At 70.0% G+C, this 19199-nt stretch carries 21 protein-coding genes; 5 read left to right on the top strand and 16 right to left on the bottom strand.

Going from position 1 to position 19199, the window contains the following annotated elements; genetic code table 11:
* Nucleotides 1-13: 13 nt before the first annotated feature.
* The 9 genes from ACQGNW_RS09030 to ACQGNW_RS08990 all read right to left on the bottom strand — a co-directional run bounded on the left by ACQGNW_RS09030 (nt 14) and on the right by ACQGNW_RS08990 (nt 9520).
* Nucleotides 14-1105, bottom strand: coding sequence for a protein-glutamate methylesterase/protein-glutamine glutaminase (locus tag ACQGNW_RS09030; RefSeq protein ID WP_426662811.1), 1092 nt, complete (start codon nt 1103-1105; stop codon nt 14-16).
* 69 nt (nt 1106-1174) lie between these two features.
* Nucleotides 1175-1825: a chemoreceptor glutamine deamidase CheD gene (cheD, locus tag ACQGNW_RS09025; protein ID WP_426662810.1), complete on the bottom strand. Its 651-nt coding sequence runs from the start codon at nt 1823-1825 to the stop codon at nt 1175-1177.
* Nucleotides 1825-2709, bottom strand: coding sequence for a CheR family methyltransferase (locus tag ACQGNW_RS09020; protein WP_426662809.1), 885 nt, complete (start codon nt 2707-2709; stop codon nt 1825-1827). The genes cheD and ACQGNW_RS09020 overlap by 1 nt, the downstream gene beginning before the upstream one ends.
* Before the next feature lie 2 nt (nt 2710-2711).
* A complete protein-coding gene (locus tag ACQGNW_RS09015; RefSeq protein ID WP_426662808.1) occupies nt 2712-4433 on the bottom strand; it encodes a methyl-accepting chemotaxis protein in 1722 nt (573 codons plus the stop codon).
* Between the two features lie 13 nt (nt 4434-4446).
* Nucleotides 4447-4953: a chemotaxis protein CheW gene (locus ACQGNW_RS09010; RefSeq protein WP_426662807.1), complete on the bottom strand. Its 507-nt coding sequence runs from the start codon at nt 4951-4953 to the stop codon at nt 4447-4449.
* Nucleotides 4954-5055: 102 nt separating this feature from the next.
* The gene (locus ACQGNW_RS09005) at nt 5056-6753 is read right to left on the bottom strand and encodes a methyl-accepting chemotaxis protein (protein ID WP_426662806.1); all 1698 of its coding nucleotides are present in this window, start codon (nt 6751-6753) and stop codon (nt 5056-5058) included.
* Between the two features lie 41 nt (nt 6754-6794).
* On the bottom strand, nt 6795-8801 hold the full coding sequence (locus ACQGNW_RS09000) for a chemotaxis protein CheA (protein WP_426662805.1): 2007 nt from the start codon (nt 8799-8801) through the stop codon (nt 6795-6797).
* A gap of 10 nt (nt 8802-8811) precedes the next feature.
* A complete protein-coding gene (locus ACQGNW_RS08995; protein ID WP_426662804.1) occupies nt 8812-9174 on the bottom strand; it encodes a response regulator in 363 nt (120 codons plus the stop codon).
* Nucleotides 9175-9187: 13 nt separating this feature from the next.
* Complete coding sequence (locus tag ACQGNW_RS08990) at nt 9188-9520, bottom strand: STAS domain-containing protein (protein ID WP_426662803.1); 333 nt, start codon at nt 9518-9520, stop codon at nt 9188-9190.
* A 176-nt stretch (nt 9521-9696) separates the two neighbouring features.
* On the opposite strand from ACQGNW_RS08990, the gene fliK reads away from it, so the two are divergent.
* The 5 genes from fliK to ACQGNW_RS08965 all read left to right on the top strand — a co-directional run bounded on the left by fliK (nt 9697) and on the right by ACQGNW_RS08965 (nt 12980).
* On the top strand, nt 9697-10836 hold the full coding sequence (gene fliK / locus ACQGNW_RS08985; RefSeq protein WP_426662802.1) for a flagellar hook-length control protein FliK: 1140 nt from the start codon (nt 9697-9699) through the stop codon (nt 10834-10836).
* Nucleotides 10833-11096, top strand: a complete 264-nt coding sequence (locus ACQGNW_RS08980; protein ID WP_426662801.1) for a flagellar biosynthesis protein — start codon at nt 10833-10835, stop codon at nt 11094-11096. The genes fliK and ACQGNW_RS08980 overlap by 4 nt, the downstream gene beginning before the upstream one ends.
* A 417-nt stretch (nt 11097-11513) precedes the next feature.
* Nucleotides 11514-11957 (top strand): hypothetical protein, encoded by a 444-nt coding sequence (locus tag ACQGNW_RS08975; protein ID WP_426662800.1) that lies wholly within the window; start codon nt 11514-11516, stop codon nt 11955-11957.
* Nucleotides 11958-11964: 7 nt separating this feature from the next.
* Nucleotides 11965-12534: a hypothetical protein gene (locus ACQGNW_RS08970; RefSeq protein WP_426662799.1), complete on the top strand. Its 570-nt coding sequence runs from the start codon at nt 11965-11967 to the stop codon at nt 12532-12534.
* A gap of 56 nt (nt 12535-12590) precedes the next feature.
* Nucleotides 12591-12980, top strand: a complete 390-nt coding sequence (locus ACQGNW_RS08965; RefSeq protein ID WP_426662798.1) for a hypothetical protein — start codon at nt 12591-12593, stop codon at nt 12978-12980.
* Between the two features lie 551 nt (nt 12981-13531).
* Here ACQGNW_RS08965 and ACQGNW_RS08960 read toward each other — a convergent pair.
* The 7 genes from ACQGNW_RS08960 to cheY are packed head-to-tail and all read right to left on the bottom strand — an operon-like array spanning nt 13532 to nt 19164.
* Nucleotides 13532-13888: a DUF2802 domain-containing protein gene (locus ACQGNW_RS08960; protein WP_426662797.1), complete on the bottom strand. Its 357-nt coding sequence runs from the start codon at nt 13886-13888 to the stop codon at nt 13532-13534.
* Nucleotides 13872-14351, bottom strand: a complete 480-nt coding sequence (locus ACQGNW_RS08955) for a chemotaxis protein CheW (protein ID WP_426662796.1) — start codon at nt 14349-14351, stop codon at nt 13872-13874. The genes ACQGNW_RS08960 and ACQGNW_RS08955 overlap by 17 nt, the downstream gene beginning before the upstream one ends.
* A gap of 28 nt (nt 14352-14379) precedes the next feature.
* On the bottom strand, nt 14380-15444 hold the full coding sequence (gene motD / locus ACQGNW_RS08950; RefSeq protein WP_426662795.1) for a flagellar motor protein MotD: 1065 nt from the start codon (nt 15442-15444) through the stop codon (nt 14380-14382).
* Nucleotides 15441-16181, bottom strand: a complete 741-nt coding sequence (locus ACQGNW_RS08945; protein ID WP_426662794.1) for a flagellar motor protein — start codon at nt 16179-16181, stop codon at nt 15441-15443. Before ACQGNW_RS08945 ends, motD begins: the two co-directional genes overlap by 4 nt.
* A 5-nt stretch (nt 16182-16186) precedes the next feature.
* Nucleotides 16187-18106 carry a chemotaxis protein CheA gene (locus ACQGNW_RS08940; RefSeq protein ID WP_426662793.1) on the bottom strand — a complete coding sequence of 640 codons (1920 nt, stop codon included), beginning with the start codon at nt 18104-18106 and terminating at the stop codon, nt 16187-16189.
* 12 nt (nt 18107-18118) lie between these two features.
* Entirely contained in the window at nt 18119-18760 is a 642-nt protein-coding gene (locus ACQGNW_RS08935; protein ID WP_426662792.1) for a protein phosphatase CheZ, read from the bottom strand.
* Nucleotides 18757-19164, bottom strand: a complete 408-nt coding sequence (gene cheY, locus ACQGNW_RS08930; protein WP_426662791.1) for a chemotaxis response regulator CheY — start codon at nt 19162-19164, stop codon at nt 18757-18759. The genes ACQGNW_RS08935 and cheY overlap by 4 nt, the downstream gene beginning before the upstream one ends.
* Between the last annotated feature and the right edge of the window lie 35 nt (nt 19165-19199).

Genomic DNA, 19199 nt, shown 5'->3' with positions numbered 1-19199 from the left:
GTATTCCGGGCTCTCAGGCGCAGACCGCGCCGGTATGGGTGTGGCGGGCCAGCGCGAGCAGGCGCGCCGCGATGTGGTCGACCGGCAGCATCTCCGGCGCGGCGCCGAGCTTCCAGGCGGCGCCCGGCATGCCCCACACCACCGAACTGGGCTCGTCCTGCACCAGCGTGGCGGCGCCGGACTGGCGCAGTTCCAGCAGGCCGCGCGCGCCGTCGTCGCCCATGCCGGTGAGCAGCGCGGCGATGGTGGCGGCGCCGGCGCTGGCCGCCAGCGAGCGGAACAGCACGTCGACGCTGGGGCGATGCCGGTTCACCGGCGGGCCGTCGTGCAGGCGGCACACGTACTTCGCGCCGTCCCACATCGCCAGCAGGTGGTGGCTGCCGGGCGCGATATAGGCATGCCCCTGCTGGATCGGCTGGCCGTCGCGCGCCTCGCACACGCGCATCGCGGAGCAGCGGTCCATGCGCGCGGCGAACGGGCCGCTGAAGGCGGCGGGGATGTGCTGGGTCACCAGGATCGGCGGCGCGTCCGGCGGCATCGCCTCCAGCACCACGCGCACCGCCTCGGTGCCGCCGGTGGAGGCGCCGATCGCGATGATCGGGCTGCCGCCGCGGCTGCCGGCGGCCTGCGAGCGCGGCAGCACCGCGTCGGCCGAGAGTCGCGGCGCCACGTCCAGCTTGCGCACCGTGGTGCGCGCGCGCGGTTTCGCCCGCGCCGCCTGCTTGACCTTGGCGCAGATCTCACGCGCGCTGTCGCCGAAGCTGGATGCCAGGTCGCTGCTGGGCTTGGCGAGGAAATCCACCGCGCCGAGCTCCAGCGCGCGCAGCGTCACCTCTGCGCCCTGCGTGGTCAGCGACGACACCATCACCACCGGCATCGGCCTGAGCCGCATCAGGTTCTCCAGGAAGGTCAGCCCGTCCATGCGCGGCATCTCGACGTCCAGCGTGAGTACGTCGGGATCGAGCTGCTTGATCTTCTCGCGGGCGATCAGCGGATCGGGCGCCGTGCCCACGACCTCGATGTCCGGATCGCAGGCAAGCATGGCCGACATCAGCTTGCGCACCAGGGCGGAATCGTCGACTACCAGTACGCGCACTCTTTCCATTGCTCACCTTGGCCATGCGGCCCGTCGCCGACGACGTTGGCCCGGTCGATGCCGCGCCGGTGCCCGGCGTCAGAACAGCTCGACCTCACCCTTTATCGGATCGTTTGCCAAACGCTTGAGGTAGCCGCGCTCGCCGGCCACCAGCGCCACGTCGTCGCTGCGGCGCAGCTGGCGCACCCGGACCCGGCCGCTTTGCGGGAAGAACTGCACCTGGCGCGGGTACACGTCGCCCAGGTCCTCGGCCACCAGCTGCAGCCGCTCGGCCGCGATGTAGCGGCGCACGAAGTCGATGTTGCGCTGGCCGACGTCGCTCAGCTGGGCCAGCACGCGGCCGCCGCCGAACACCTTCACCCGCAGGTCGGCACGCTGGCCGCCGGCCTTCAGCACCGCGTTGATCAGCTGCTCCATCGCGTCGCTGCCGTAGCGCGCCGCGCGGCCCACGGTGGACGCCCAGCTGTCGCTGCCGCCGCGCGGCTCGGGCAGCATGAAATGGTTCATGCCGCCGATGCCGCGGATCGCGTCGTGGACGCAGGCCGCCACGCAGGAGCCGAGCACGGTGCTGACCAGCTCGTCCTGTGCGCTCACGTAGAACTCGCCCGGCAGCACCTTGACCACCATGCAGTTCTGCGTGGGGTCCCAGAACCGGCGCAGGTGCTCGAAGCCCGGCATGGCCTCCGGCAGCGTGGGCGTGGCGCGGCGTTCGAGCAACCCGTCCAGCATCAGGCGCGCTTCCGGTAGACGGTGCGGCCGATCAGCTCGAAGTCGTCGCTGATGCCGTGCAACGACTCGGAGTGGCCGAGGAACAGGTGACCGCCCGCCGGCAGCAGCGCGGCATAGCGGCGGAACAGCCGCTGCTTGGTCGGCTGGTCGAAATAGATCACCACGTTGCGGCAGAAGATCGCGTCGAACGGCCCGCGCATCGGCCAGTCGTGCAGCAGGTTGAGCGGCTGCACGGTCACCAGTTCGCGCAGGCGCGGATGCACGCAGGCATAGCCCTCGTACTCGCCGGCGCCGCGCAGCATCCAGCGGTGCCGGCGCTCCTCGCTGACGCCACCGAGCCGGTCCAGCGGATACACGCCGTTGCGCGCGGCTTCCAGCGCCTGCGGCGACAGGTCGGTGGCGAGGATCTTCGCGTCGACGCCCGCGGCGCCGTGCCGCTCCAGCGCCTCGGCCAGCACCATCGCCAGCGCGTACGGCTCCTCGCCGCTGGAACAGCCCGCCGACCAGATCCTGAGCCGGTCGCCGTCGCGGCGCTTGCGTTGCAGCCACTGCGGCAGCAGCTCGCGCTCCAGCAGTTCGTAGTGGTGCGGTTCGCGGAAGAACGCGGTGACGTTGGTGCTGATCGCGCTGGCCAGCTCGCCCAGCTCGCCGTCCGGATCGTCGCGCAGCAGCGTGCAGTAGGCGGCGTAGTCGGGCAGGCGCAGCGCGCGCAGCCGCCGCGCCAGCCGCCCCTGCACCAGCTGGCGCTTGTGCTCGCCCAGCGCGATGCCGCAATGCTCGTAGACGAACTCGCGCAGGAAACGGAACTCGGCGTCGCCGAGCATGACCGCGCCGTCGCCCGCCGGGGCTGCATCGCGCCTGCTCGCAGCGGCGGCGACGGCCATGCTCAGAACTCCTTCCAGGCGCCGGCGTCCGCCGCCTCGGCGGCGACGGCGCGCGGCGGCGTCTTGCGCACGGCGGCGAATACCGCCTCGGTGGCCTTGGCCACTTCCTTCGCGCGCGCCGGCGGCACGTCCGCCGCGGCCTCGCCGTCGCCGGCGAGGCGGAAGAAGCCCACCTGGCCCGACAGTTCGGCGGCCTGCTCCTGCATCGCGCGCGCCGCGGCCGAGGCTTCCTCGACCAGCGCCGCGTTCTGCTGCGTCATCTCGTCCATCTGCATCACGGCGTTGTTGACCTGGTCGATGCCGGCCGACTGCTCCTGGCTGGCCGCGGCGATCTCGGCGACGATGTCGGTGACCTTCTTCACGCTCTCGACGATCTCGGCCAGCGCCTTGCCGGACTGGTTCACCAGTTCAGAGCCGCTGCGCACCTTCTCCTCGCTCTCGGCGATCAGGCCCTTGATCTCCTTCGCCGCGCCGGCGCTGCGCTGCGCCAGGTTGCGCACCTCGCTGGCCACCACGGCGAAGCCGCGGCCCTGCTCGCCGGCGCGCGCCGCCTCCACCGCGGCGTTCAGCGCCAGCAGGTTGGTCTGGAACGCGATGTCCTGGATCAGGCCCACGATCTCGCCGATCTTGCGGCTGGAGGCGTCGATCTCGGCCATCGCGCTGATCGCCTTGCCGGCCACCTCGCCGCCGTGCTCGGCCTGCTCGCGGGCGCCGCGCGCCAGCTGGTTGGCATGGCTGGCGTTCTCCGCATTCTGCTTCACGGTGGAGGTCATCTCCTCCATCGACGAGGCGGTCTCCTCCAGGCTCGACGCCTGCTCCTGCGTGCGCTGGCTGAGGTCGTCGTTGCCGCGCGCGATCTGCTGCGCCGCGCTCGACACCGCATCGGAACCCTGGCGCACCTCGCCCACGATCGCGCCGAGGCGCTCGTCCATCACGCGGAAGGCCTCGAGCAGCCGGCCCAGCTCGTCGAGGCGCGTCACCTTGATGTCGTGGCCCAGCCGCCCCTCGGCGATGGCACGCGCCACCGTCACCAGGCGCGCCAGCGTGTTGCTGATCGAGCGCACCAGCAGGGCCGCCACCAGCAGCGCGAAGATCAGGCCGGCGGACAGCGTGACGAGCACCAGCGCCCGCACCACGCCGTAGCGGTGCAGCTGGGCCTGGTAGGCCTGCTTCACCTCGTCGGCCTTCGCGTCGACCAGCTTGTCGAGCGCGTCGATGCGCATCATCAGCGCGGGACGAACCTCCATCTCCAGCACGTCGCGGGTGCCGTCGTCGTTCTGCGCCAGCCCGCTGTAGACGTCCTTGAGGCCGCTCTGGTAGTCGGACGCGGTCGACTGGTAGGCCTTGTACTTGTCCATGACCGCCGCGCTCTTCGGCAACGCCGACAGCCGCTGGTCGTCCTGGGCGATCTGCTTCTCGATCTTCTCGGCCTCGGCGACCTTCTGCTTGACCTGGTCCGGCTTGCCGATCACGTTCGCCGCCTCGCCCAGCACGACGAAGTCCATCAGCGACCTCGAACGCAGCTGGCCCAGCATCTGCACCGGCAGCATGCCGTCCTCGTAGCTCTTGCGCATGCCGTCGTTCTGCCAGGACATCACGCCGAGGCCGACCGCCGCCCCCGCCACCAGCATGACGGCGAGCAGCGCGAAGGTACCGGTCAGGCGGGCCTTGACGGACAGGGTCGGGAGCTTGGCGAAGCGCGCGGTGAATTTCTTGATGTTCATCGTGGTTTCCGGGTCAGGCGGCAATTTCGACTTCGCGGACGTCCGGCAGCGCGGCATCCAGCGTTTCAACGTCCTCCGGACGCATGAGCTTCTCGACGTCCAGCAGCATCACCATGCGTTCCACATGGGTGGCGAGGCCTTTCAGGTAGCGGGTGTCGACGATCGCGCCCATGTCCGGCACAGGCTTGATCGCCGCCGGGTCGATGTCGACCACGTCGGACACCGCATCCACCACGATGCCGAACAGGCGCTCGGCCACGGCCACCACGATCATCACCGTGCCGTCGCCGTAGCCCTCGCGCTCCAGTCCGAAGCGCAGGCGCAGGTCCAGCACCGGCACGATCGCACCGCGCAGGTTCAGCACGCCGAGCATGTGCGCGGGTGCCTGCGGGATGCGCGTCACGCGCGACCAGCCGCGGATCTCGCGCACCGAGAGGATGTCGACGCCGTATTCCTCGCCGGCCAGGCTGAAGGTGAGCTGCTGCACGGTGGGCGCCGTGTCCGCGTGGTTTTCGTGCATGGATCGTCTACCTGGTGATGGGCGCCGCGGGGCGCCCGGCCTCGATGTTGTATCGGCCCTGCACGCATGGACTTGAGCGCGCCGCGGCCGCGCGGCAGGCGATCAGAACTCGCTCCAGCCGCCCGCCGCCACGGCGGCGACCGGACGCCCGGCCCGTGCCGCCGGCCGGCGTGGCGCCGGCGGCGGCGTCGCGACCGGCTGCGCCGGCGCCGCTTCGACCGTGCACTGATCCAGCTGGAAGAATGCCGTCTGCCGGCGCAGCTCCACCGCCTGTTCCTGCATCGCCTGCGCGGCCGCCGCGGCCTCCTCCACCAGCGCCGCGTTCTGCTGGGTGACCTCGTCCATCTGCATCACCGCGCGGCTCACCTGGTCGATGCCCGCCGACTGCTCCTGGCTGGCCGCGGCGATCTCGGCCACGATGCCGGTGACCTTGCGCACGCTGTCCACGATCTCCGCCAGCGCCGCGCCGGTCTGCTCCACCAGCAGGCTGCCGGCCTGCACCCGTCCGACGCTTTCGCCGATCAGCGCCTTGATCTCCTTCGCCGCCGCCGCGCTGCGCTGGGACAGGCTGCGCACCTCGCCGGCCACCACGGCGAAGCCGCGGCCCTGCTCGCCGGCGCGCGCCGCCTCCACCGCCGCGTTCAGCGACAGCAGGTTGGTCTGGAACGCGATCTCGTCGATCATGCCGACGATGTCGGCGATGCGGCGGCTCGAGGTGGTGATCTCGCCCATCGCCGCCACCGCCTGCGCCGCCACCTGGCCGCCGCGCTCGGCCTGCTCGCAGGCGCCGCTGGCCAGCCGGCTCGCCTGGCTGGCGTTCTCCGCGTTCTGCTTCACGGTGGAGGTCATCTCCTCCATCGACGAGGCGGTCTCCTCCAGGCTCGACGCCTGCTCCTGCGTGCGCTGGCTGAGGTCGTCGTTGCCGCGCGCGATCTGCTGCGCCGCGCTGCTCACCACCTGCGAGCCCTGCTGCACCTGGCCCACCACCTCGATCAGCTTCACGTGCAGCCGCTGCATCGCGTGCATCATGCTGCCCGGCACCGGATGCGCGTGCTCGGCGCCCGCCATCGACAGGTTGCCGTCGGCCATCCGGCCGACCATTTCCACGGCGAACGCCGGCTCGCCGCCGATGCTGCGCCGGATGCTGCGCATCGACAGCAGCACCACGCCGGTCACCGCCACGAGCAGCAGGCCGGCCCACAGCAGGTCGAACAGCAGGTCGTGGCGGAAACGGGCGTCGATGTCGTCGAAATAGGCGCCCGCGCCGAAGTGCACGCCCCAGGGCTTGTACAACGCGGTGTAGGTGACCTTGCCGACGATCTTCTTCGTGTTGGGCTTGAGCCAGTCGTAGTAGGTCACGCCATGACCATCCTTCGCGTCGACGTCGCGCATCGCCTGGAAGATGGGCTTGCCGTTCTGGTCGGTCATGTCGCGCACGCTGGTGCCGATCTTGTCGGTCATCACCGGATGCTCGAGCAGGGTGTAGTCGTCGCCGAACGCGAAGACGTAGCCGGCGCCCTGGTCCCACTGCATGTCGCGGATCTGCGCCAGCGCCAGCTTGCGCGCGTCGGCCCGGCTGAACTCGCCCCTGGCGGCGCGCGCATCGTAGGCCTGCGCCAGCGAAACCGCCGACTCGACCTCGCTGCGCAGCAGGCGTTCGAGCCCGTCCATCTGGCTGGCGCGGCTGTGCAGCGCGTTCATCACGGCGAGACCGGCCAACCCGGCCATCACCACCACGACCACCAGCACGACCTTCGCGTTGAGGCTCAGGCGCTGGAACGACCACTTCACCGGCAACATTTCGCAAACCTCGATCTGACAACCACGACTTGCGGCGGGACTCAGGCAGCCTTGCTGCGCCGCCCCAGCCTCACCACGCCACCCACGTCGACGATCAGCGCCACCGAACCATCGCTGACGATGGTGGCGCCGGACACGCCCTGCACCCGCTCGTAATGCTTCTCCAGCGACTTGATCACCGCCTGCTGCTGGCCCACCAGTTCGTCCACCAGCAGGCCCACGCGCTGACCCTCGTCCTCGACCACCACCACGATGCCGCGGCCGATCTCGGTGACCGCGCCGGCGCAGTTGAAGGCGCGGTGCAGGTGGATGATCGGCAGGTATTCGCCGCGGAACTGGAACACCTCGCCACCGCCGGCGATGCGGCGCACCGCATCCGGCGCCAGCCGCAACGACTCGACGATGGAGATCAGCGGCACGATGTAGCGCTCGCTGCCCACCGCGGTGACCAGGCCGTCGATGATCGCCAGCGTCAGCGGCAGCGCGATGGTGAACACGCTGCCCTTGCCGGCCACGCTCTTCACGCCCACGCTGCCGCCGAGGTCGCGCACGTTGCGGCGGACCACGTCCATGCCGACGCCGCGGCCGGAGAGGTCGGTGGCCTGCGCGGCGGTGGAGAAGCCGGGCTGGAAGATCAGTTCGGCGATCTCGTCGTCGCTCAGCTGCTGGCCGGACGACACCAGCCCGCGCTCGACCGCCTTGGCGCGGATGCGTTCGTGGTTGAGCCCGGCACCGTCGTCGCTGATCCGCACGATGATGTTGCCGCCCTCATGGTGGGCGTCCAGGGTGAGCGTGCCGGTGTCCGGCTTGCCCGCGGCGCGGCGCTGCTCGGGCATCTCCAGGCCGTGGTCGATCGCGTTGCGCACCAGGTGCACCATCGGATCGCCGATCTTCTCCAGCACGGTCTTGTCCAGCTCGGTGTGCTCGCCGTGCAGCTCCAGCTTCACCTGCTTGCCGAGCTTGCGTTCGAGGTCGCGCACCAGGCGCGGGAAGCGGTTGAACACGCTGCCGATCGGCAGCATGCGGATGCGCATCACGCTGTCCTGCAGCTCGCGCGTGTTGCGCTCGAGCTGGGCCAGCCCCTCGCGCAGGCGCTCCAGTTGCGAGAGATCGAAGTTCGCGCCGATGTTGCTGAGCATGGACTGGGTGATCACCAGCTCGCCCATCATGTCGATCAGCGCGTCGACCTTGTCGATGCCCACGCGGATCGAACCGCCGTCGGCATGGCCGGCGCCGCCCGCGGCAGCGGACTCGCGCGCCGACGCCGGCGCTTCCGCGGCGGCAGCCGCCGCGGGCGGGGCCGGCGGCGCCACCACGGGTTCGGCGTCGGCCGCGGCCAGCGGCGCGACGGCCAGCTCGCAGTCGCCATCCAGCCACTCGAACACGGCGTCGAGCGCTGCACGCGCCACCTCGCCGTGCAGGCGCAGCTCCCAGCCCAGGTAGCACTGGCCGGGGTCGAGCGCGGCGAAATCCGCAGGCGCGCCGTCGGCCACGAAGGCGCGCACCACTTCCAGGCGGCCGAGCTGCTGCAGTTCGCGGAACAGGCGCAACGGTTCGTTGCCCGTCTGCAGCAGGTGCGGCAGCGCCACGAAGCGGATGCCCCAGCCGGCGACGGCCGCGGCCTTCGCCGGCGTCGCGGCGGGCGCCTTCGCCGCCTCGCCCTCGACCAGCCGCGCCAGCTCGGCGCGCAGCGCCTCGCTGCCGGCATCGGCCGCGGGCCGGCCCTGGCTGGTGCGGTCGAGCATGGCGCGCAGGCAGTCGACCGAGCGCAGCAGCAGGTCGATCAGTCCGGCGTCCACCGCACGGCGCCCGCTGCGCACTTCCTCCAGCAGCGATTCGGCCACGTGGGTGAACGCGGCCACGTCGGCGAAGCCGAACGTCGCCGCACCGCCCTTGATGGAATGCGCCGCGCGGAAGATCGTATGCACCAGCTCGTGGTCGGTCGAACCCGAATCCAGCGCCAGCAGCGCCGCTTCCATTGCGTCGAGGCCTTCCAGGCTTTCCTCGAAGAAGGTCTTGTGGAACTGGGTCAGGTCGACCGTGGCCATGCGCTTTTCCTCAGCCCAGCACGCGCTTGACGGTCGCCAGCAGCTGGTCGGGGTCGAACGGCTTGACCAGCCAGCCGGTGGCGCCGGCGGCCTTGCCTTCCATCTTCTTCTCGGTGTGCGACTCGGTGGTGAGCATCAGGATCGGCACGCCCTGGTATTCGGGCCTGGCGCGCAGCGCGCGCACCATCGCGATGCCGTCCATCACCGGCATGTTGACGTCGGCCAGCACCAGATCGAACGCGCTGCTGCCGGCCGCGTCCAGCGCCAGCTGGCCGTTCTCGGCCTCGGTCACCTCGTGTCCCGCGCCGCGCAGGGTGAACGCCACCATGCCGCGCATCGAAGCCGAATCGTCTACTGCAAGGATCTTTGCCATGCTGCCACCTCGTTCAGGCCGGCCCGGCGGCCGGCAGTTCCAGAATCGTCGCCAGCCCCAGCAGGCCGGCCGCGTCGTTCAATGCCTCGCTTGCGCCCTGCCAGGCCAGTGTGCCGCCGCGGCCGTCCAGCTCGCGGCGCAGCAGCACCAGCAATTGCAGAGCGGCGGTATCCACGCGCTCCACCCCGCGGCCGTCGAGCACGACGGCGCCGCCCGGCAGCGCCGCCGCCAGCTCGGCCTGCAGCGCCGCCTGGGCGGCCATGCGGCAGTCCGGCGGCAGCACCACCGTCGCCGGCGCATCCGCCTGCCGCCCGCCATTCCGCCTTGCCGCCTGCTTGCCGGCCATGCCCTTTGCTCCGCTCGCGCCTGCTGGCGCCGTTGCTGGGCTTATCGGCCGCGCCCGCTTTAGCTTTAGCTGCATCGCGCACCCGCGGAACGCCGCCTCAAGTTTCCGCGCGGACGGCCGATGCCCTCCGCGACGAACCGCATCGCGACGCACGCCATCCACGCGCAGGAGCCGAGTTGATCATCCAGCCGACCAGCCTTGCCGCCCTCACCTGGGCCGGCGCCGCCTCCGGCAGCGCGGCGCAGAGCTGGCGCATCGGCAGCGTGCTGTCGGCCCGTCCGCTGGGCGTGAGCGCGCAGGGGCTGCAGGTGCTGCAGATCGGCAACCTGACCGTGGAGACTGACGTCGCAGGCGGACAACTGCCCGCGCAATTCCAGGTGCGCGTGCTGAGCCTGGGCGCGCAGCCGCAGCTGGAGATGCTCGCGCAGACCGCGGACCCGGTGCTGCAGCGCGCGCTGCGCGAACGCCTGCCGCAGCAGAACGGCTACGCGCCGCTGCTGGCCACGCTGGGCGCGCTGGCCCAGCGGCCGGTGCTGCGCCAGCTGCCGCCGGAGCTGCGCGCCGCGCTGGCCCAGCTCGAACAGGCGATGCACAACCCGGCCGAGATCACCCGCGGCGAGGGCCTGCGCACGGCGATCGAGCGCAGCGGCCTGTTCCTCGAATCCCTGCTGGCCCGACCACACGGCGCTGCGGCACTGCCGCCGGACGACTGGAAGGGCGCGCTGCTGCGCCTCGCCGCCCTGCTCGACCGTCGTGCGCCGGCGTCGCCGGTGCAGAACGGCGGCGACACCCCACCGCCGCTGCTGCAGCGCGGCCTGCAGGCGCAGGCGCGCGCGCCGCTGCCGCTGCCGATTCCCGGCGACGAGGTGGTGCCGCTGCTCGATCGCCTGCAGGGCGACGTGCGCGCCGCGCTGGCGCGGATCGAGGTGGCGCAGCTGGAGTCCGCCACCGGCCCGCTGCCGGCATGGATGATCGAGATCCCGCTGCAGGGTGACGACGGCCGCGACGTGCTGCAGCTGCAGCTGGAATACACCGTCGATACCGGCGACGGCAGCCGCGGCTGGAACCTGGGCTTCGCGCTCGATCTGCCCGCGCTGGGCGCGGTGCACGGCGAACTGCAGCTGCGCGAACCGCGCCTGTCGGTACGCCTGTGGGCGGCGCAGGCCGACACCGTGCACCGGCTGGAACGCCAGTTCACCGCGCTGCGCCAGCGGCTGGCCGCCTGCGGCCTGCTGCTCGACCAGCTGAGCTGCCAGCTCGGCCTGCCCGAGCCGCCGAACCGCTACAGCGCCGTGCTGCTGCAGGCCACCGCGTGAATCCGCCGACTTCCCCCACGCGCCGCGTCAGCCTGCGCCTGTCCGGCCCGGGTGCCAGCGAAGCCAGGGCGCTGCCGCCCGAATCGCTGGAAAGCCTGCGCGCACGCGCGCAGGCGCTGGGCCTGCCGCTGCATGCCGACCCGCAGATCGCCGCCCTGCTGGCCGGCCTGCGCCTGCGCGACGACGTGCCGGTGCTGCTCTACGCCGCGGCCGCGTCCGTGCTCGCCGCGGTCTACGACGCGGCGGACGAACAAGGCTGATTCGCGCGAGCGGCGCGCACATCGCGAAGATCAGCGCCGCCCCTTGCACTAGAACCCGCAGCGCGTGACCAGATGCTCGGCATCCGCGCCTTCGCGCGCGAGTTGTCTCGCCAGCAAGTGGACCTGGAACCGCTCTGGAACCAGGCTGTAGTGCCTAACCCAAAGCACCCGCGCACCTCTTCCAACAGCCGCGGCGGCTTGCCTGCATCGGCATGTGTATCGGCGTTTTCGGGGCGATAAGACATACACACCTCATTTCGCGAGATATGCATGCCAGCATCCGCCTGCGTGGCGAGCCGCGGCAACAGGACAAGTCCTTGATGGTTTGCGGAATTTCCCCGCTTGACGCTGCCTCAGCGAGCGTGGAGCATGGCGTGCATATGTCCCGATCTGGGGTCTACTAAGCGTTAGGCTCATATGCCACGTTTTTTCACAGCCATTGTCTTTGCGTTTCTTCTTGGCTGTTGTGTCATGGGCACAGCCGAGTCGTGCCCTGCGGGTTCCGGCGTCGCGACCCTGATTGTTTCTCACACTACAAACTGGTGCTCGCATTGCAAGCTCGGACCGGATGTTGCTCTTATCCAAGTTCGGACGCCTTCGGGCAAGATCGTCTGGTCATCTATTGCAGGCCAAGAACCTGAGCGGCTGTCTTTGAAAGCCGGTCACTGGCAAATCACGTATTTCTGCCCCGGTATCGCAGACTTCGAGAGACATCAAGAGATCGTCGTAGAGTCGGGCATCAGCTATATCGTTTCCTGCGGCAAGGTTCCAAACTACCCGCTTCAGTTGCGGCGCGCATCTGGTGCGCCTAACCACTCGTTCGAGGCGGACGGCTCCGCCGCCGCTCAACTCAAGCGTTAGCTTACTAATGACCATTTCTTCCGACGAAGAGCTTAGCAAGGCGATCGACGAAGCCAGCGCCTTAGTCCAACAGATCCAGGACTATGTTGGGCGAGATTTTTCCAAGCCCGCCAAGCTTCGCTTTCCGCGGGGATATCTGAGGACAGCATCGGAGGCGAGGCAGCGTGTAGGCTTCCTATCCAACCGGACGCTCCGAAGCAACATCGCATACACCCTCCAACTCGCGGACGTCCAACACTGGATCTTGAACCGCACAGACCTTTCCGGCATGGCAAAGGAGATGGTGATCAAGCTTCAAATGTTCCTGCTTGGAACGATTGTTGAGAGCATCACAAAAAACTACTTGCACGGTAAGTGCGGTGGCAATTTTTGTAAGCGGACCCAGTACCTCCTCGAGGCTGGCGAGATCGACGAAGAGCTCAAGCTAGACATCGATTGGCTCTGGGGGCTTCGCAACAACATGCATCTGTTTCAGCTAGATAACATTGAGTGGTCATCAACCGACTACACAATTGCAAATCACAACAGGGCTGTACGAGCTTTCCGTCATTTACTGGCGAAGCTTGGAGGCAGCTAACCACTCGTCCAAGCGGACGCGATAACGCGCGCCGCTTAGCTCCAGCGTTAGGCGCCATGAAGAATCTTGCCATCGCTTCATTGTCGTTCTTGCTGGCCGTACTCTGCGCATCCTGTGCCCACGACGCCAGCATTCCAAAGGTGGACAGGTCGCCAAACCTGGACCTCTCACCTATTGCGAAGCGCTTCGGTGTGCCTCGTTGCAAGGTGTCTGTGCCGTTGACCCAGGAGCAAGTGCTTCTCGCTGCTAAGCGGCAAGGCGATCCATACACTGAGAAGCGGCCCGAGTGGGCAACAATCAAGCGCGAGGCCAAGCCCGGCGATCAACTCCGTCAGGTCATTTGTCTTACAACGGGGCCGCAGGGCTATGCTGCTGGTGATGTCTTCTACGGGCTATTTCGGCGCGGCAAGATGGTTGCCGAAATGCATACAATCATCATCAACTAGGCAAGCCTTTGCCTAACCACTCGTCCAAGCGGACGCGCGTACCGCGCGCCGCTTAACTCAAGCGTTACGCCGCAACGACCAAAGCAAAGCATTCAGACCGTCGCTTGCTCCTGGGAGCCGCTCTCTTGCTTCCAGGCTTCGTTGCCTCTGCTCTTGCTTCTGCGCGCAGGAGCGCGCCGCTCTTCGGGGCCCCTGTGCGGTGGTGAGGCGGGGACGACCAGGCCGCGCAGCGGGCGTTGCCATGGAGGGCAACGCCTTTTCGCGCGGACAGGAGTCCGCTCGAAAAGCCCGGCCACGCCTCACGGACTCGGAGGGCAGGAGGCCCGGAGAGCGCCGCATCGGGGTGTCGTTTCCTCTTGGTTACTTCTCCGTTGGACAAGCAAAGGAGAAGTAACTCGGGCGCCGGCAGGCGCACGAAACCGCTTTATCGCCGACGACAGCGCGAGAGCAACAGCCCTCTCTCCCACAGGTGGGAGAGGGGAGGATGTGGATCGCGGACACGGCCGCATATCGGAGGCAGCGCCAGGCAACCGGAGACTTCGAACCGGTTCCTACGCCGCCGGTGCGCGCATCGCGAGGATCAGCGTCGCCTCGTCGCGCGACAGCCCGCAGCACGCCACGAGCTGTTCAGCGTCGGCACCCTCGCGTGCCAGTTGCTTGGCCAGTTCCCACGAACGCCCGGGCGGCGCGGGCCGCTCGACCTGGCCGAGTTGCCGTTCCAGCCGGCCCAGCGCCGTGACCACCATCGAGGTCGGCACGTCGGTGCTGGCACCGGCCGCGTTCTGCCACAGCGCATCCACGCGTTGCCGCAGCCGGGTCGATTGCCGCCACAGCCGCAGCAGCAGGACGGTCTGGCCCGTGGCCAGCAGCAGCAACACCAGTACGCCCAGTTCAAGCCACATCGCCATCACCTCCATCCAGCCGGTACAGCCGGCGCGCGTCGAGCAGGGCCACGAAGCCATCCCGCCAGGGCAGCACGCCACTGACCGGATCGTCGTCGCGGCTGGCCCGCCCCGGCGGCGGCGGCGCGATCTCCAGCCCGTCGCTGCACAGCAGCTCGCCGACCGCGTCGACCTTGAGGCCGAGCGGCTGGCCGGCATGCGCCAGCATCACGATGCGCACCGCGAGCGGATCGGCGGCGGGCAGCGCAGGCAGACCGAGTCGCCGGCGCCCGTCCATCACCGGCACGATGCGCCCGCGCAGATGCCGCACGCCGAGCAGGTCGGCGGCGGCGCCGGGCACCGGGGTCAGTTCCCCGTCGCGGATCACTTCGCTGACCTCGGTCAGCCGCGCGGCATACAGCTGCGTGCCGATCCGGAACGACAGCCAGTGGCGATCCTCCGGCGCGTCGCCGGCGACCTGGACGTTCATGTGTGTTCTCCCGCATGGACGCGCCGGTTCATGGCATCGCCCTGGCCTGGCCCGCGGCGGCGGATGCGCCGCCGGCCTGCATGCCGCCACCCGCCGCCGGCACGCCGAGCACGCCGGCGGCTCCTCCGGCGGGCTCATGTCCCGCTGCCGCGGCCGCCGGTGCCGGCGCGGTGTTCCGCAACGGCTCGACCACCTGCACGGTGGGCAGCGTGCCCGGCGTCGGCGCGTCGGCGACACCCGGCTGCTTGCCGAGCTCGCCGATGTCGCTTTGCTCGCGCGTGGGCGCCGAACCCTCGCCCATCACCACCACCAGTACGCGGCGATTCGCGTTGCGGCCTTCGGCGGTGTCGTTGTCGGCCACCGGATGCATTTCGCCCCAGCCGATGATGCCGAGCCGCTCCGGCGCGATGCCGCTGTTGACGAACAGGCGCGCCACGCTGCCCGCGCGTGCGGCCGACAGCTCCCAGTTCGAGGGATACAGCGCGGTGTTGATCGGCACGTCGTCGGTGAAGCCCTCGATCCGCAGCGGATTGCTGAAGCCGCCCAGCACCACGGCCAGGTTGTGCAGCACCGACTGCGCCGGCGTCGATAGCTGCGCCACGCCGCTGGGGAACAGGATGTCGGTGCGGATCTCGATCTCCAGCCAGCGCCCGTTGTTGCGCACGGCCACCTGCTTGCGGTCGATCAGCGCCTGCAGCGCCCTGCGTACCTCGGCCTCGATGCGATCGAGCCGCGCCCGCATGGCGGCCTCGTGCGCGATGTTGCGCCCGTTGCCGCCCTGCATCGCCACCGGATGCGGCGGAATCGGCACGGCGATCGGCACCGCCGAGGAGCCGGCCTGCCCGGACGGCGTGGCGATCGACGGATTGACGTTGTGCGGGCGCACGCGGGTGGGCGGCAGCGGCGCGATCGCGTGGCTGGAACCGTTGAACGCCTCGATCATCGCCTCGGACAGCACCCGGTACTTGCCCTCGTTGACCGCCGAGACGGCGTACATCACCACGAAGAAGGCCAGCAGCAGCGTGATCAGGTCGGCATACGGGATCGCCCACGCCTCGTGGTTCAGGTGGTCGTCGTGCCGGTGCCGCCTCATGCCACGTAGCCCTGCAGGCGCGCCTCGATCTGGCGCGGGTTGTCGCCCTGGGCGATCGACACCAGGCCCTCGATCAGGATTTCGCGCATCCGCGTCTGCTTGCTGACCAGGCTCTTCAGCCGCGCGGACATCGGCAGCATGAACAGGTTGGCCAGCGCCACGCCGTAGATGGTGGACACGAACGCCGCGGCGATGCCGTGGCCGAGCTTGCTGGGATCGGCCAGGTTCTGCATCACCGCCATCAGGCCCATCACCGCGCCGATGATGCCCAGCGTGGGCGAGTAGATGCCGGCCATCTCGTACACCTTGGCGCCGGCGAGGTCGGTCGCCTCGCGCGTTTCCAGGTCCACCTCCAGCACGCCGCGGATCGCCTCCGGCTCGCCGCCGTCGACCAGCAGCTGCAGGCCCTTGCTGATGAACGGATCGGGCTCCGCCTCGATCTGCGGCTCCAGCCCCAGCAGGCCCTGCCGGCGGGAGATCTCGCTCCAGCCCACGATGCGGCTGATCAGGTCGTCCGGCCGGTGGCGCGGCGGACGGTAGATCATCGGCACCATCTTCAGCGCGTGCTTGAGCACCTTGCCGTGGTTCTGCACCAGCAGCGCGGCCAGCGTGCCGAAAAGCACGATCACGAAGGCGCCGGCGTTCCACAGCGCCTCGATGCTGGAGCCCTTCAGGATCGTGCCGACGATGATGACCACGAAGGCCAGCACGGTACCGATGATGCTGATCAGATCCATGAAGTTCAGCCGGCCTGTGCGAGGGGAAGGGAGGATTGCGCGGCACCGTCGGCGAGGCCGGCCAGCTCCATCACCAGCGCCAGCCGGCCGTCGCCGGTGACGGTGGCCCCGGCCACGCCCGGCACGCCGTCGAACAGGTGGCCGAGCGGCTTGACGATCACATCCTCGCGGCCGAGCACCTGGTGCACCAGGCAGCCCAGCCGCTGGTGGCCGATGTGCAGCACCGCCACGTGGCGCACCGGCTCGGCCGCCACGCCGGCCCACGCGACCAGGTCGACCAGCGGCAGCGCGCGGCCGCGGTGGCGCGCCACCAGGCGACCGTCGAGCAGGCAGTCCTGGCCGGCGGCCAGTTCGAACACCTCCTCCACGTTGCCCAGCGGCAGCGCGAGCAGGCGGTTGCCCGTGCGCACCATCAGCACGCGCAGCACCGCCAGGGTGAGCGGCACCGCCAGTTCCAGCTCGCTGCCGTGGCCGGGGCGCGAATGCACCGCCAGCGTGCCGCCCAGCTCGGTGATGCGGGTCTTCACCACGTCCATGCCGACGCCGCGGCCGGAGACGTCCGACACCGTGGCGGCGGTGCTGAAACCGGGGCGGAAGATCAGCTCGTAGCATTCGGCCTCGTTGAGCCGCGCGGCCTGCGCCGCGTCGATCACGCCCTTCTCCACCGCCTTGCGGCGCAGGATCTCCGGGTCCATGCCGCGGCCGTCGTCGCTCACCGCGATCACGATGCGCTCGCCGCGCTGGCTGGCCGACAGCACGACGCGGCCCTTGCGCGGCTTGCCGCACTGCTCGCGCAGGTCCGGCGCTTCCACGCCGTGGTCGAGCGCGTTGCGCAGCAGGTGGATCAGCGGATCGGCCAGCGCCTCGACCAGGCTGCGGTCGAGATCGGTGCCCTCGCCTTCCAGCACCAGCTCCACCTCCTTGCCGAGCTGGCGGGCGAGATCGCGCACGATGCGCGGGAAGCGCTGGAACAGGCGCCCCACCGGCTGCATGCGCATGCCCATCACCGCGCCCTGCAGCTCGTCGGTGATGCGGTCCAGTTCGCCGGCCGCGGCCGCCAGCGCCTCGCCGCCGTGGCGCGCAGCGAGGCTGAGCAGGCGGTTGCGCGCCAGCACCAGTTCGCCGGCGTGGTTGACCAGCAGATCCAGCCGCGCGGTGTCCACGCGCACGGTGGTCTCGGCAGCGGGCGCCGCGTGGCGCGCGGCCGGTGCGGCCGCGGCGGACGGGGGCGGGGCTGGTGCCGGGGCCGGTGCGGGCGCCGCCACCGGTGCAGCGGCAACGCCGGGCTGGCCGCCCGCGTCATGCAGGCCGGGCTGGCCGCCCTTGCCGTGCAGGCTGTCCAGCAGCGCCTCGAATTCGTCGTCGTCGATCGTCGCCGCCGCGGCCGGCGCCGGCGGCAACGGAGCGGGCTCGACCGTGCCCGGGGCCGCCGTGCCGTACAGGCTGTCCAGCAGCGCCTCGAACTCGCTGTCGTCGATCGTGTCGCCCGCCGGCTCGGGCGACGGCGCGGGCACCGGTGCCGGCGCCGGCGCCGGCGTGGCGCCGCCGCGCGGCAGCAACGCCTGCAGCAGTGCCGGCGGCGGCGTGGCCAGCGGCGCGCCGGCGCCGAGCGCGGCCATCATCTCGCCGAGCAGGTCCAGCGTCTGCAGCAGCGCATCCATGTAGCCGGCATCGAGCAGCACGGCGCCATTGCGGGCCAGGTTAAGCAGGTCCTCGGCGTGATGGCACAGCTGCACCATCGGCTCCAGCGCGAGGAAGCCGGCGCCGCCCTTGACCGTGTGGAAGGCGCGGAACACCGCGTTCAGCAGCTCGCCGTCGCCGGGTGCCGCCTCCAGCCCGACCAGTTGCTCGCCCAGGCGCTCGACGAGCTCGCCCGCCTCGACCAGGAAGTCCTGGCGCAGCTCGTTGTCGAAATCCGGGTTCATGTGCCCCTGCACTCAGAAACCGAATTCGCTGAGCAGCCGGTCGGCGTCCTCCTGGCTGGTCACCTTGGCCACGTCCGCCGGCGCCTCGACGCCGGCCAGCGCGCCGGTGAGGCGCACCAGTTCCAGCAGCGAGGATTCGACCGTGCCGATGAAGCTGGCGACTTTCTTGATGCGCTGTCCGGTGAGGTCCTGCCAGGACTGCGCCACCACCATGTCGGCGAGGCCGGAACGGCAGCTGCCGGCGAAGCCGGCGGCCTCGCGCGCCAAAGCGGCGGCTGGCTCGTCGCCGTCGGACCGCTGCAGGAGCGCGTCGGCGTGGCGCGCCAGCGAATCGGCCTGCGGACGCAGGCGTTCGGCGAAGTCGATGCTGCGGTTGGCGGCGTTCGCGCTCATCTCCAGCACGTCCTGCAGGTGCTGGCGCGCGTCGGCCACGATGCCGGGCACGCCTTCCTGCGCCAGCTCGCCGCCGAGGCGCCGCACGGCGTCGTGCAGTTCGCGGGCCAGCTGGCCCAGCGCGCGGAACAGGTGCTGCTCGCGCTGGCGCACCATCGCGTCCAGCGCCTGCTCGAAGGCGGGGCCTTCCGGGCTGTTCAGCAGCTCGCGCAGTTCGGGCGGCAGGCTCTCGTCGACGGCGAGGGGAAGTACGGCATTCATGCGCTGGCTCCGGCGGCGGCGATCCGTTCGAAGATCTTGGTGAGTTTTTCCTTCAGGGTGACCGCGGTGAACGGCTTGACGATGTAGCCGTTCACGCCGGCCTGGGCGGCGGCGATGATCTGGTCGCGGTTGTTCTCGGCCGTCACCATCAGCACCGGCAGGCCCTTCAGCGCGGCCTCGGCGCGGATCGCGCGCAGCAGGTCGATGCCGGTCATGTTCGGCATGTTCCAGTCGGTCACCACCAGGTCGAACGGCTGGGCGCGCAGCATGGTCAGGGCGTTCTCGCCGTCGTCGGCTTCCTGGATCAGCGGGTTGCTGAAGCCCAGCTCGACCAGCAGGTTCCTGACGATGCGCCGCATGGTGGAGAAGTCGTCCACCACCAGGATTTTCATGTTCTTGTCCAAACGTCTGCTCCGCGTGCGTCGGGCCGGCGGACGGC

Origin of the sequence: Rhodanobacter aciditrophus (assembly GCF_050026795.1) — a bacterium.
Classification (GTDB): domain Bacteria; phylum Pseudomonadota; class Gammaproteobacteria; order Xanthomonadales; family Rhodanobacteraceae; genus Rhodanobacter_A.
This window is presented reverse-complemented; position numbering and strand designations above follow the sequence as displayed.

Bases quoted from the DNA above. Each gene is read 5' to 3' on its own strand.
- ACQGNW_RS08975 (WP_426662800.1), top strand. From the start codon at position 11,514: ATGCCACGTTTTTTCACAGCCATTGTCTTTGCGTTTCTTCTTGGCTGT.
- ACQGNW_RS09005 (WP_426662806.1), bottom strand. From the start codon at position 6,753: ATGTTGCCGGTGAAGTGGTCGTTCCAGCGCCTGAGCCTCAACGCGAAG.
- motD (WP_426662795.1), bottom strand. From the start codon at position 15,444: ATGAGGCGGCACCGGCACGACGACCACCTGAACCACGAGGCGTGGGCG.
- ACQGNW_RS08940 (WP_426662793.1), bottom strand. From the start codon at position 18,106: ATGAACCCGGATTTCGACAACGAGCTGCGCCAGGACTTCCTGGTCGAG.
- ACQGNW_RS09000 (WP_426662805.1), bottom strand. From the start codon at position 8,801: ATGGCCACGGTCGACCTGACCCAGTTCCACAAGACCTTCTTCGAGGAA.
- cheD (WP_426662810.1), bottom strand. From the start codon at position 1,825: ATGCTGGACGGGTTGCTCGAACGCCGCGCCACGCCCACGCTGCCGGAG.
- ACQGNW_RS08965 (WP_426662798.1), top strand. From the start codon at position 12,591: ATGAAGAATCTTGCCATCGCTTCATTGTCGTTCTTGCTGGCCGTACTC.
- ACQGNW_RS08990 (WP_426662803.1), bottom strand. From the start codon at position 9,520: ATGGCCGGCAAGCAGGCGGCAAGGCGGAATGGCGGGCGGCAGGCGGAT.
- ACQGNW_RS08945 (WP_426662794.1), bottom strand. From the start codon at position 16,181: ATGGATCTGATCAGCATCATCGGTACCGTGCTGGCCTTCGTGGTCATC.
- ACQGNW_RS09020 (WP_426662809.1), bottom strand. From the start codon at position 2,709: ATGGCCGTCGCCGCCGCTGCGAGCAGGCGCGATGCAGCCCCGGCGGGC.
- ACQGNW_RS08960 (WP_426662797.1), bottom strand. From the start codon at position 13,888: ATGGCGATGTGGCTTGAACTGGGCGTACTGGTGTTGCTGCTGCTGGCC.
- ACQGNW_RS09030 (WP_426662811.1), bottom strand. From the start codon at position 1,105: ATGGAAAGAGTGCGCGTACTGGTAGTCGACGATTCCGCCCTGGTGCGC.
- ACQGNW_RS08970 (WP_426662799.1), top strand. From the start codon at position 11,965: ATGACCATTTCTTCCGACGAAGAGCTTAGCAAGGCGATCGACGAAGCC.
- ACQGNW_RS09010 (WP_426662807.1), bottom strand. From the start codon at position 4,953: ATGCACGAAAACCACGCGGACACGGCGCCCACCGTGCAGCAGCTCACC.
- ACQGNW_RS09015 (WP_426662808.1), bottom strand. From the start codon at position 4,433: ATGAACATCAAGAAATTCACCGCGCGCTTCGCCAAGCTCCCGACCCTG.
- ACQGNW_RS08995 (WP_426662804.1), bottom strand. From the start codon at position 9,174: ATGGCAAAGATCCTTGCAGTAGACGATTCGGCTTCGATGCGCGGCATG.
- ACQGNW_RS08935 (WP_426662792.1), bottom strand. From the start codon at position 18,760: ATGAATGCCGTACTTCCCCTCGCCGTCGACGAGAGCCTGCCGCCCGAA.
- ACQGNW_RS08955 (WP_426662796.1), bottom strand. From the start codon at position 14,351: ATGAACGTCCAGGTCGCCGGCGACGCGCCGGAGGATCGCCACTGGCTG.